The sequence below is a fragment of the Thalassolituus sp. genome, from assembly GCF_984348125.1.
Genome location: NZ_CFHJLR010000007.1, coordinates 131,818 through 142,519, shown reverse-complemented (window position 1 = coordinate 142,519; position 10,702 = coordinate 131,818). Strand labels below are relative to the sequence as shown.

Annotated in this window: 13 protein-coding genes; 7 read left to right on the top strand and 6 right to left on the bottom strand. The window is 52.5% G+C overall.

The window, feature by feature from the left end; translation table 11 throughout:
- Positions 1-59: 59 nt before the first annotated feature.
- Both arfB and trhA read right to left on the bottom strand, forming a co-directional pair.
- Positions 60-482 (bottom strand): alternative ribosome rescue aminoacyl-tRNA hydrolase ArfB, encoded by a 423-nt coding sequence (arfB, locus tag AC5E51_RS07315; RefSeq protein WP_068444646.1) that lies wholly within the window; start codon positions 480-482, stop codon positions 60-62.
- Positions 479-1,147 (bottom strand): PAQR family membrane homeostasis protein TrhA, encoded by a 669-nt coding sequence (gene trhA, locus AC5E51_RS07310; protein ID WP_301181661.1) that lies wholly within the window; start codon positions 1,145-1,147, stop codon positions 479-481. Before trhA ends, arfB begins: the two co-directional genes overlap by 4 nt.
- A gap of 21 nt (positions 1,148-1,168) precedes the next feature.
- Here trhA and AC5E51_RS07305 point away from each other — a divergent pair, with 21 nt between their 5' ends.
- The 4 genes from AC5E51_RS07305 to gspD all read left to right on the top strand — a co-directional run bounded on the left by AC5E51_RS07305 (position 1,169) and on the right by gspD (position 5,325).
- Complete coding sequence (locus AC5E51_RS07305) at positions 1,169-1,555, top strand: GIY-YIG nuclease family protein (RefSeq protein ID WP_491778377.1); 387 nt, start codon at positions 1,169-1,171, stop codon at positions 1,553-1,555.
- 181 nt (positions 1,556-1,736) lie between these two features.
- On the top strand, positions 1,737-2,516 hold the full coding sequence (gspN, locus tag AC5E51_RS07300; RefSeq protein ID WP_297531148.1) for a type II secretion system protein N: 780 nt from the start codon (positions 1,737-1,739) through the stop codon (positions 2,514-2,516).
- 32 nt (positions 2,517-2,548) lie between these two features.
- Positions 2,549-3,430 (top strand): type II secretion system protein N, encoded by an 882-nt coding sequence (locus tag AC5E51_RS07295; RefSeq protein WP_491778376.1) that lies wholly within the window; start codon positions 2,549-2,551, stop codon positions 3,428-3,430.
- Complete coding sequence (gene gspD / locus AC5E51_RS07290) at positions 3,430-5,325, top strand: type II secretion system secretin GspD (protein WP_068444636.1); 1,896 nt, start codon at positions 3,430-3,432, stop codon at positions 5,323-5,325. The genes AC5E51_RS07295 and gspD overlap by 1 nt, the downstream gene beginning before the upstream one ends.
- Positions 5,326-5,346: 21 nt before the next feature.
- Here gspD and AC5E51_RS07285 read toward each other — a convergent pair whose 3' ends face one another.
- The gene (locus AC5E51_RS07285; RefSeq protein ID WP_068435128.1) at positions 5,347-5,940 is read right to left on the bottom strand and encodes a Maf family protein; all 594 of its coding nucleotides are present in this window, start codon (positions 5,938-5,940) and stop codon (positions 5,347-5,349) included.
- Positions 5,941-6,007: 67 nt separating this feature from the next.
- Positions 6,008-6,589 (bottom strand): superoxide dismutase [Fe], encoded by a 582-nt coding sequence (gene sodB / locus AC5E51_RS07280; protein WP_068444633.1) that lies wholly within the window; start codon positions 6,587-6,589, stop codon positions 6,008-6,010.
- A 418-nt stretch (positions 6,590-7,007) separates the two neighbouring features.
- Between sodB and AC5E51_RS07275 the strand changes: the two genes are divergently transcribed.
- Positions 7,008-7,802, top strand: a complete 795-nt coding sequence (locus AC5E51_RS07275) for a hypothetical protein (protein ID WP_068444630.1) — start codon at positions 7,008-7,010, stop codon at positions 7,800-7,802.
- A gap of 5 nt (positions 7,803-7,807) precedes the next feature.
- Complete coding sequence (locus AC5E51_RS07270) at positions 7,808-8,647, top strand: hypothetical protein (protein WP_068444627.1); 840 nt, start codon at positions 7,808-7,810, stop codon at positions 8,645-8,647.
- Between the two features lie 22 nt (positions 8,648-8,669).
- Here the strand turns inward: AC5E51_RS07270 and AC5E51_RS07265 are convergent, their stop codons facing one another.
- Positions 8,670-9,143 (bottom strand): hypothetical protein, encoded by a 474-nt coding sequence (locus AC5E51_RS07265; RefSeq protein WP_301387611.1) that lies wholly within the window; start codon positions 9,141-9,143, stop codon positions 8,670-8,672.
- An 11-nt stretch (positions 9,144-9,154) separates the two neighbouring features.
- The gene (locus AC5E51_RS07260) at positions 9,155-9,667 is read right to left on the bottom strand and encodes a hypothetical protein (protein WP_068444625.1); all 513 of its coding nucleotides are present in this window, start codon (positions 9,665-9,667) and stop codon (positions 9,155-9,157) included.
- Positions 9,668-9,840: 173 nt separating this feature from the next.
- Between AC5E51_RS07260 and AC5E51_RS07255 the strand changes: the two genes are divergently transcribed.
- A complete protein-coding gene (locus AC5E51_RS07255; RefSeq protein WP_301387614.1) occupies positions 9,841-10,611 on the top strand; it encodes a DUF2846 domain-containing protein in 771 nt (256 codons plus the stop codon).
- Positions 10,612-10,702 lie beyond the last annotated feature (91 nt).

Here is a 10,702-nt window from a genome sequence, read left to right as displayed (position 1 = left end):
AACCCTGCTACTGAACCCTGCTACTGAACCCTGCTACTGAACCCTGCTACTGAACCCTGCTACTGAACTTTGCCGCGCAAGGCTTTGACCTGGCCACGTTGAACTTTCTGATCGACTCTCCGGCGTTGCGACGCACGCGTTGGTCGTGTTGCTACTCTGGGCTTATCTTTCTGAAGAGCAAAGCGAATCAGCTGCTGTAACCGTTGCAGGGCATCTTCCCGATTTTTCTCCTGTGTCCTGAAACGCTGTGCTTTGATGATGATAGTACCGTCCTGTGTCAGGCGCTGGTCATCCAGTTTGAGCACGTCTTCTTTCACATCTTCAGGCAGCGACGAGCGTCGCACATCAAAACGAAGATGAATGGCCGACGCCACTTTATTTACGTTCTGACCGCCGGCGCCCTGTGCCCGGATAGCTTTCAGGGTGATTTCAGCCCAGGGGAGGGTAATTCTGTGGTTGATGTAGAGTCCGTTCGCGTTCATACGCCAGCCCCCACCGGAACATGGGACAGGTGAAAGGCGATGGCCCAGAAGTGGCAGAAAGCGCCAGCCATGACGAAGATATGCCAGATTTCGTGGAAACCGACCCAGCGTGGCCATGGGTCAGGCCACCTCAGCGCATAGACGATGGCACCAACAGAGTAGGCGATACCACCGAAGAGCAGCCACCATAAAGCACCTTCGGGTACGCGCGCCATGGCTGGCTCAAACGCGAACACGACCAGCCAGCCCATACCGACATAGATCAGAGTTGATAGCCAGCGTGGCGCTGAAATCCAAAACAGCTTCAGAGCGATGCCTGCAAGCGCTAAGCTCCAGACGGCAACAAGTAAGATCAGGCCGGTATTGCCGTACAAAGGGATCAGGCAGAAAGGGGTGTAGGTGCCGGCAATTAACAGAAAGATCGCAATATGATCGATGCGTTTGAGCCAGAGAATCACCTGCTCTGACGCGTGAATCAGATGGTACAGAGCGCTGGCTGCAAACATCAGAAACAGTGTTGCGCCGAAAACTGCGAATGAGACAATATGTACGACTTCGCCGTACATCGCGGCTCTTGCCATCAGAATACCGAGTGCAACAATGGCAAAAACAGCCCCGGCCAGATGGGTAAGGCCACTGATAGGATCACGGAAAACAGAATGCATGCGGTTGTCCGGTAAAAACTTATGAGTTGCGGCACACCATACGGTAAAGCGGTGGCAGAGAAAACAACGATGGATCAAGTCGGTAGCGTCGACAAAACCGACCTCTGGTATCTGTACCTGATAGAAACCGCCAGCGGGCATCTCTACTGCGGGATCACGCTGGATGTAAGCCGTCGCTTCAAAGAGCATTGCAGTAATGGTAGCCGCACCGCGCGTTTTCTGAGGGGCAAAGGGCCTCTGGCTTTGCGTTTCGTCGCGGTCGCTGGTGCGCATGGAGATGCGCTGCGGGCTGAGAGGCAGGTGAAGAAACTGTCCCGCCCTCAGAAGCTGCGACTGATCAGTGGTGATCGTGCCTTCTCCCTTAAGCTCAAACTAACCCCCGCGGCTGAACTGATCGGGGGCTCCTGAAGCCGGATCAAAAAAGACATTTTTGTTACACGGCTGTCATAAAACCCTGTTAACCTGCTCTTATTGTGTCTGAATACACAGGCTGGTTGACCATTATTTACGCCATCTGTTTGAAGTCAGGTTAAATTTACATCCCCTGCTGGTAGAATGTCCGACCGGAAACAAGGACAGAATAAAAATTATGCTGCGTGCCGTATGGTCAGCAAAGTGGTACATACTGCTTGGTTTGCTGGCTTTCATCCTGATAGTGGTTGCTACCACACCTATCCACTTCCTTTGGAAATACGCCGAGCCCTACGCCCGGGACTTGCCTGTGCGGATTCAGAATCCGACTGGCACATTGTGGCAAGGTCGCGCGGATGTTGGTGTGCCTCAGGCCGGTACGATTGCCGCTGATTGGGAATTAAGCCCGCTGTCGCTGCTGCTCGGCAACGCAGACCTGGCTATCAACGCCGAAGGCGAAAACATTCGCCTGACAGGTGCAGCACAGGCAACAGGGTTATACGCAGGCTTGCCTGAACGCGTCATTATTGAAGATCTGAATGGTTATCTGGATTCGTCGGCACTGGCGCCTCTGTTAATGCAGGCACGGGCGAATCTTGATGGCAGCTTTGAATTGAGCCGCCTCAATGCAGATATCTCCATTGCCGATCAGGGCATCAACGATATTTCCGGACAGCTGGTGTATTCGGGCGGTCAGCTTCGTGCACGCGTAGAGCGCCAGTCAATTGATACTGAACTCCCGATGCTGGTGGCGAACATCGTTATGGACGGGCCTAAAGTGACTGTGCCTGTGGCGACAGCCGATGGTGAACCTCTTGGGCAGCTATTTCTTCAGGAAGACGGTTGGGGGGGCATGACAGTACTGCGTCGTGCCGTGGATATTGCAGGTCAGAGCTGGCCTGACAAACAAGCAGATGCAGACACGGTTATTTTTGAAGTGTCGCAGAAGTTTCTATAACCTGAGCGCTTTGATAAACGATGGTCGCTGTAGTGAATCAGTCTGTTGAATTGACCCCGTGGCAACGCTGGGCGAAGCGCCTTGCGTACGTTGTGCTCACCTTGTTGACGGCCTGGCTACTGGCGAAGATCTTTTGGATGGTGCTGGCACCCGAGCCAATTATATTGAAAGCACCTGTGGCAGGGCAGTCCTCCGCCGCTAAAACGCCTCAGGTCAGTGCCGCACAATACCACTTATTTGGTGAAGTCGGTGCCGAGCCCGTCGTGGCTGTAAAAGAAGTAGATGCACCGGATACCCGCCTACGCCTCGAGCTTCTCGGTGTCATGCAGTCGAGCACGGCCGAAATGTCGAGTGCGATCATTGCTCAGAAAGGCGGGAAGGGTGATTTCTACCGTGTGGGTGATGTGGTTCAGGGCCGAACCAAACTGGCAGGTGTGTATCCCGATAAAGTGATTCTTGATACCGCGGGTAAGCTGGAGACTCTGAAGTTTGAAGAGTTCTCAGCGCGTGGTGTTGGTGTTTCTGCCCGTGCACCGGAACCAGCGCCACGCGAGGTACGTGAAGAACGCGCTTCTCAGCTTCGTGATCGTTTCAGCCGTATTCGTCGTCCGTCTGACTTTATGGGCATTGCCAGTGAAGCCGCGACAGAATCACCAGAAGCCGTGATCGACGGTCTGGGGCTTGAATCTGTGGGCGTTGGTGAAGGTTATCGGGTTGATAACAGCTCAATATTATTGAAAGCCGGAATGAAACCCGGCGATGTTCTGCTCTCCATTAATGGGCAGCAGTTGGGAGACGCGTCGTCTGATCAGGCGTTACTTGATCAGGTGATGCAGGAAGGCCGCGCGCAGATTGAAGTTCAGCGCGGCAATAGTCGTTTTATGATTAATCAGAGTTTTGGAGCTCGGAACTGATGTTGCTCAGACGTTGGCTGATAGCCGTGTTGCTGATGGCAGGCATGGCTATGCCGCTGCAAGCAGAGGAAAGCTGGCAGATTAACCTGAAGGATGCCGATATTGAGGCATTCATCAGTCAGGTTGCTGATATTACTGGTAAGAGCTTTGTTCTTGATCCACGGGTTAAGGGCAAAGTCAGTGTGCTCTCCAGCGAGCCAATGAATCAGGAAGGCGTGTATGAGCTTTTCTTATCCGTGTTGCAGATCCATGGCCTCGCTGCTGTTCCTGCGGGCGATGTCACTCTGGTCATTCAGCAGAATGATGTGAAGCAGGCCGGCCGCAGCCTTGAAGAACGTGCGGCGGTCGACAGTCAGGAGCTGCTGACCAAAGTCATTATGATCAAGAATACGCCGGCGCTGGATCTGGTGCCTATTCTGCGTCCATTGGTGGCCAAGTACGGTCACCTTGCTGGCGTGAAATCCGCGAATGCACTGATCATCTCTGACCATGCGATCAACATTAACCGCATCGAAGAAATTATTGACCGACTGGACCGTTCCGGCTCAGAAGAACTGGAAGTGGTTCAACTGAAAGAAGCCTGGGTGGGCAATGTCGTTACCATGCTGCAGAGCCTTGATCCTTCTAAGGTGTCGCAGGGCACGACGGATAACAACAATACAGCAGGCAGCATTCGTGTTGTTGCCGATGAGCGCAGTAACCGCCTGATTATCAAGGGCGAGAAAACGGCGCGTGAACGTATTCGTGGTCTGATCGAACAGCTTGACCAGCCGTCATATTTCAGCGGCAGCGCTCAGGTGATCCGCCTGCAATATGCCGACGCAACCAAGCTGGCGGAAATGCTGAAGAACCTGATGGGTGAAGCGTCAGGTTCTGGTGACGAAGCGAAAGTTAAAGGTGATATTGGTATTCATGCCGACGAAGACCTGAACGCTCTGGTTGTCCGTGCTGAGCCTTCCATCCTGAAAGAAGTACAGGAGCTGGTAAATTCCCTTGATGTGCGTCGTGCACAAGTGCTGATCGAATCGGCAATTATTGAAGTAACTGGCGATACCAGCGATGCTCTTGGTGTTCAGTGGGTACGTGGTGATCTGGATTCTCCGGTTGCAGGCACGAATTTCAACAACGCTGGACCGGGCCTTGCGACCATCGCTACCGGTGTGGCCACAGGTGACTATGCTTCTGCCGTTGGGCAAGGCCTGACCATTGGTGGCTTTAAAGAGTCGGGTGGTGATATTGATTTTGGTGTGATTATTCAGGCGCTGAAGAGTAACTCTTCAACCAATCTGCTCTCAACGCCGAGCATCATGACACTGGATAACCAGGAAGCTGAGATTGTTGTTGGTCAGAACGTTCCGTTCGTGACTGGCCAGACGGCATCAAGCACCAACACGAACCCGTTCACGACCATTGACCGCCAGGATGTGGGTGTGACGTTGAAAGTGATTCCTCACATTCATGATGGTGAAGCGATTCGCCTGGAAGTTGAAGCAACTGCGGAATCGGTTTCAAACACGACCGTTGCGGGTAGTGCCGACCTGATCACGAATAAGCGCTCAATCAAAACCATGATTCTGTCTGATGACGGTGAAACCATCGTGCTGGGTGGGTTGATTCGTGATGACGTACGCGAAGTTGTCAGCAAGGTGCCGCTGCTGGGAGATATTCCTTTGCTGGGTTGGTTGTTCCGCTCGAAGAGCGTGAATCAGGTGAAGAGTAATCTGATGGTGTTCCTGCGCCCAACGATCGTTGGTGATGGCGGTAAAGCGAAAGACCTTACTCGCGAGAAATTCAACGGCATCTGGGAGTTTACCGTTTCTGAAGAACTCGGTATCGATGAAGCCGACATGCAACTACAGCGCCTGTTTAAAGGCCTGCCGATGCAGAACAAGTGATCCATGCTGGCGGGTGGAGGCTCAGGCCTCCGCTAATGCCAGTGGCTCTAAACCTGCCTGACGCATTAATTCACACAGGCCTATCATAGGCAGCCCGATCAGGGCGTTCATATCCCGTCCTTCCAGCGCTGAAAAGAGCGTGATCCCTAATCCTTCGACTTTGAAACTACCGGCACAGTCTAACGGCTGTTCGATACTGATGTAGCGTTTCAGGGCTTCATCCGAAAGATCATTGAAGTGCACATGAAAAGGCTCCGTCAGCGTGTATTCATCGCCCGCTGGTGACAGCAGGCAGAGGCCTGTTAGAAAAGTGATCTTCTGGCCTTTAACACGCTTTAACTGCCCAAGTGCTTTTTCTTCTGTACCTGCCTTGCCCACCGGCTGGCCGTCGATTACACAGGTCTGATCGCTGCCGATAATCCAGCTGTCTGGATGACGGGTGTGTAATGCTCGTGCTTTTTCCTTAGCCAGACGCAACACATACTCCTGGGGTGTTTCGTCTGCAAGTGGCGTCTCATCAATGTCTGGCGATGCTTGACTGAATGGAATATGCAGACGCTTAAGAAGCTCTGCCCGATACGGTGAGCTGGAAGCTAGCAGCAGATTAAAAGACATGATTAGTTTCCTTGGAGGGCAGACACAAAAAAAGGGAGCATAGCTCCCTTTTTATTCTGGCACTGAATTACTTAGCGAAGTTTTCGTTCGCGAAGTCCCAGTTAACCAGCGCCCAGAAACCTTTCAGGTAATCAGGACGAACGTTGCGGTAGTCGATGTAGTAAGCGTGTTCCCACAGGTCAACAGTGATCAGTGGAGTCAGGCCTTCAGTGATCGGCGTGCCAGCGTTAGAGGTGTTTACGATGTCCAGAGAACCGTCAGCTTTCTTCACCAGCCAAGTCCAGCTTGAACCGAAGTTGTTCACAGCCATATCGTTGAATTTAGCTTTGAAGTCTTCGAAAGAACCGAAAGCTGCATTGATGGCATCAGCAACTGCGCCAGTTGGCTCGCCGCCACCGTTAGGGCTCAGGCTGTTCCAGTAGAAAGTGTGGTTCCAGATTTGAGCTGCGTTGTTGAAAACGCCACCTGAAGAAGTCTTGATGATGTCTTCCAGGCTTTTGCCTTCGAGATCAGTACCTTCAACCAGACCGTTCAGCTTCTGAACGTAGGTGTTGTGGTGCTTGCCGTAGTGGAAGTCCAGAGTCTCAGATGAAATGTGTGGCTCCAGTGCATTTTTTTCGTAAGGCAGTGCAGGAAGTTCGAACGCCATGGTCTCTCTCCATTTTCAGGTTGATTGCCGGATCTCTTGAAATGTCCGTTACGACCTACATGGGGTCGAAAAGTATCTTTTCAATAGCCCGTCTTTTATATTCCTCAAAATAATAACACCGGCCCTTATTACCGGCTACGTCGTTATAACCCCTTGTTTATAGAGGTCTTCTTGATCAATTCTTTACAAATTGCCAACTGGTAGACATTCATGGACACTACATGTTCCCAGCTGGCGTGGGTTTGAGGTATGTTGAGGCGCGCAAGTGCGCCGGAAACAGGGAGCCGTTGCCAGGGCGATGGAAATATCTGTTGCACAAACTGAGCAAACTTTTCCGGTTAGCCGGGCGCATGTTTGTCCGGCTTCGATGGTGCTGTGGGGAAGCAGTAGTAAGCCAATAACAATAAAGGTAGAAAAAATGAAACCGACTGAGGAAGAAATCGCGCTGCGCCAACAACAGTTGCGGCGCCAGGCTCAGCAACGCCTTGCGCAAGCGGGAGCTGCGAAGCGAAGCGCTCCGGCAGATGCTGCAGCAGCGACACTGCCACCTCCACCTGCCGCCGCGTCAAAAGCATCGGGCTCATCAGCCTCCTCAGGGCTGGCTGCGGCAGGTCTTGTGATTGCACTGGGTGCACTAGGCGCCGCGGGTTATATGTACACGCTTCTGCAGAAGTCTGATCAGAAGTACGCAGCCGCTCAGGAAATTCTTCTCCAGCAGGGCAGTAAGATTGAGGCATTGGAAAACCGTCTCTCAGCATCGGGTGAGAATGCCAATTTGTCGGTGGATGCCCTTAAGGTTGTACTGCGCGAACAGGATAATGAAATTCGTAAACTCTGGGACCTCGCCAGTAAGCGGAACCGGGCTGACATCGATGCCAATACGGCAAAACTGGGCAACCTGAATACTGCAATGAACAGCGCATCTGGCGCCAGTGCTTCGGATCTGAAAGCTCTCCGTTCTAAAGTGACTGAACTTGAGAATGCTGTGGCAGCCTTGCCATCCGGTCTGGAAATTTCCATAGCTCAGAATAAAGAGAACATCGAAATGCTGGGTTCCAGTATCAAAAGCCTGCGCAGCGATGTTGCGAATATGGAGAGCAGACCTTCATCTGGCGGCTCTGTTGGTTATGATGACCTGACCAATATGAAACTCGAGATTGAGGATATTCAGATTCGCCTCGATCGTATTCAGAACGCGATGACTGGTGGTTAATCTGTATGTTGCCTGAGCTCTGGGTGCGGGCGTTAGAAATGCCCGCACTCTCAGTGACGACGCCATATACGTTAAGGATCAACCTGGCTCGGTTACTTCGTACTGCCTCACCTGCTGAGGCAGCCATTATTGCCGGACTACGCTCCGACATTCCAGCTTCTGCTTTTCTCTCTGCCTATCAGATTGCCATGAGGGCCGTAGACCCTGCCTTGCCACCGGAGCAGTGGGCCTGCCTTTGTGTGTCAGAAAAAGGATTGCGCTCACTTTCCGAAATGGAAACTTCTATAGAGGCGGGTGCTGTCAGCGGTCGGAAAAGTCATGCCATGCTCGCAATGGACGGTATCGACTGGCTGTATGTGATTGCGCGATCCGCGTCAGGCCTCATTTGTCAGCGCGTCTCTGCGAAAGCAGATGGGGTTTCTCCTCATCCTGCTAAACCGGGTCAGCCGGTCATTCCTGAACTGCCTCACCATGTGGTCGATTTTACCGCGAGTCCGGTAGATTCAGGGTACCTTGCAGAGGATGCCCACCAGTGCATTAACAAACCCTTTCGCTACCACGAAGACGTCATGGTATTGCTTGCCTTTGCGGGCTGGGTTTTGCGGGTATCTGAAGCTCATCATGATCACCAGAGTCTGATTCAGTGCATGAAGGTTTTAGCGGACGGCTATCGTACGGGCGCGACGGGGTATGATAGGTCTCAGCTGGATGCGTTTGATGCGCTTATTGAAGAACTATTGCAAATTTCCCTTCCGGCCAAATTTCAGCAGACCTGGCACAGAGATCGTCAGTTGTTGCTCATGGGTAAGAAGGCAAGAGATATCATTCGTAGTCGCCTGGCCTGACTGAAGGCCGGCGACTCCGCGACTAGCGCTGGTTAACCCGCACAGAGATGCCTGATGATGGTAGAGAGACTGCTGCCGCGGGAGCGGCATTGATTGGAGCTGCGCTCGGCAGTTTTTCGTTCTGACTGATGAAATCTACGGCTCGGACATCGTCCTGAGCTCCGTCTGCAGCATCTATCTGCCCGGCTTCTGTCGTGTTGCCTGCACTGGTAGGTGCGAGCGACGCTGTCTCTATGCGCTGTTGTTCCAGCTCGTTATTCAGCATTCGCGAAAAACGGATACTTTGAGAGGTTGTCCGCTCGTAACGAAACTCGCTGCTGTAATCATAGTGATGAGTGCGCTCGCGAGCCTCGGTGATTGCAGCATCGAGGTCGTTCGCGTAGTAGTCATCCTGGGCTTTGCGGAAGTCTTCCGAGGTGGCTGATTTGCCACCTGCAGATACATGACATGCAATCACAGACAACATAAGTGCTGTAATAGAGAGACGCATCGACACGAGACGTTTCCTCAGCGGGCTGTCGCGGTCACTGTCCCGACGGAGCGGGTCTGGCGCGTGATCATCTCGCCGGTGCGGTTAACGGCACGCGATTCATTGATCACGACTTCACGTGGCAACTTAACGTCTGCCCGGGGTGAAGGCTGGAGATTGCCATCGGTTTCGATAATTTCTTCGTCTTCATTGCTCTGCCCAAGTGCGACACGTCTGACAGGGCGGGTCGCATCTTCAGCCGCTGCAACACCGGCAGCAGTTGGCCCCATCGCGCCTTCAACGATCAGCTCGTTCATTTCAGTATTGAGCATTTTCGGCAGAGGAAAACTTTTGCTTGTGGTGCGGTTATACCATTCATAACCCACATATTCGGTCTGCACCGGAAAACGACGTGCAGCTTCTACCGCCACTTCGATCTCTGGAGAGGTGTAGGCTTGTTTGGCGCTTTCCTGTTCCGGGCTGTCAGCGGCCATGGCTGGCATCGCCGCCAGAAGCGACAGGAGGGGAAGTGTGTACAGACTACTCTTCATGTTTGCTTTCCCTTTGTGGCTGTTTCTTTTTGTTATTATGTGTAGAATGCAATATAGCACGACGGTTTACTTTCTGTACAGTTGGTAACACTACGCCATAGGTGTAGGGTGGCTGTCAGATGTTAAACCTCCCGACCCGATGCAGATGCAATAGCCGGTAACAGGGCATAATAATGATAAAAACAGCAATCAGAATTCTTTCTGCCGCCGCCGTAAGCGCAATGATCGCCGGCTGCAGCAGTGTTCACATTACAACCTTCGACAACTTTGGTTCATACCCTAAGTGGCTTTTTTCGCCGAAAGGGCAGTACTACAAATCCGTTGGTTATCGTTGGGATTATGAAAAGTACGCGCTTGTGTATATCTATCGCCCAGCGACTGAGTGGTCGATGGATGAAGTCGAAGCGCCGAGCCTCAACGTGAATGGCGAACGCCTGTTTAACTTCAAAGGCGGCGGCTACACCTGGTACGAAATGGAACCGGGCACCTACGACTTTGTTGTTCGCCGCGGTATTTTCGGCTTCGAAGGCGTCGGTAATCTGGTATTCCGTACCTACAGTGATTTCGACCTGAACCTTGAGGCGGGTAAGGTGTATTACCTGCGTTATTCAGAAGTTGATCCTCAGAACATGGTGATGCTGGAAGATGGCTCATTGGGCGGCGATGGTCCCCTGCAGCTGGTTGGTCATGACCTCGCAGTCAGTGAAATGAACGACACACGCCTGCACCACCATGGTCGTGAGTTGATCCGTGCAAAAGCACGTGATGAAGACGCGCAGGATGAAACGGTCGTAGCCAGCAAGTCAGCTCCTAAAGTTCAGGAAACTGAACAACAGGAAGAGCCACAGACTTTCTTTATCGAAGAAGATAACAACGAGACGGATGCCCCCGAAGGTATTCGCGCGAAGCCCCGTTCAACTGAAGAAGAATGGTGGCCGTTTTAAGCGCCGCGGATTCAAGAGTGGCCCGGCTTAGGCTACAATAAGCCCATCAGTAAACGCCCACTGACCAGTGGGCGTTTTTACGACTGCCGTT

What these genes read in the sequence shown, in the direction of transcription:
- arfB (WP_068444646.1), bottom strand. Translation starts at nt 482, where the DNA reads ATGAACGCGAACGGACTCTACATCAACCACAGAATTACCCTCCCCTGG.
- trhA (WP_301181661.1), bottom strand. Translation starts at nt 1,147, where the DNA reads ATGCATTCTGTTTTCCGTGATCCTATCAGTGGCCTTACCCATCTGGCC.
- AC5E51_RS07305 (WP_491778377.1), top strand. Translation starts at nt 1,169, where the DNA reads ATGAGTTGCGGCACACCATACGGTAAAGCGGTGGCAGAGAAAACAACG.
- gspN (WP_297531148.1), top strand. Translation starts at nt 1,737, where the DNA reads ATGCTGCGTGCCGTATGGTCAGCAAAGTGGTACATACTGCTTGGTTTG.
- gspD (WP_068444636.1), top strand. Translation starts at nt 3,430, where the DNA reads ATGTTGCTCAGACGTTGGCTGATAGCCGTGTTGCTGATGGCAGGCATG.
- AC5E51_RS07285 (WP_068435128.1), bottom strand. Translation starts at nt 5,940, where the DNA reads ATGTCTTTTAATCTGCTGCTAGCTTCCAGCTCACCGTATCGGGCAGAG.
- sodB (WP_068444633.1), bottom strand. Translation starts at nt 6,589, where the DNA reads ATGGCGTTCGAACTTCCTGCACTGCCTTACGAAAAAAATGCACTGGAG.
- AC5E51_RS07275 (WP_068444630.1), top strand. Translation starts at nt 7,008, where the DNA reads ATGAAACCGACTGAGGAAGAAATCGCGCTGCGCCAACAACAGTTGCGG.
- AC5E51_RS07270 (WP_068444627.1), top strand. Translation starts at nt 7,808, where the DNA reads ATGTTGCCTGAGCTCTGGGTGCGGGCGTTAGAAATGCCCGCACTCTCA.
- AC5E51_RS07260 (WP_068444625.1), bottom strand. Translation starts at nt 9,667, where the DNA reads ATGAAGAGTAGTCTGTACACACTTCCCCTCCTGTCGCTTCTGGCGGCG.
- AC5E51_RS07255 (WP_301387614.1), top strand. Translation starts at nt 9,841, where the DNA reads ATGATAAAAACAGCAATCAGAATTCTTTCTGCCGCCGCCGTAAGCGCA.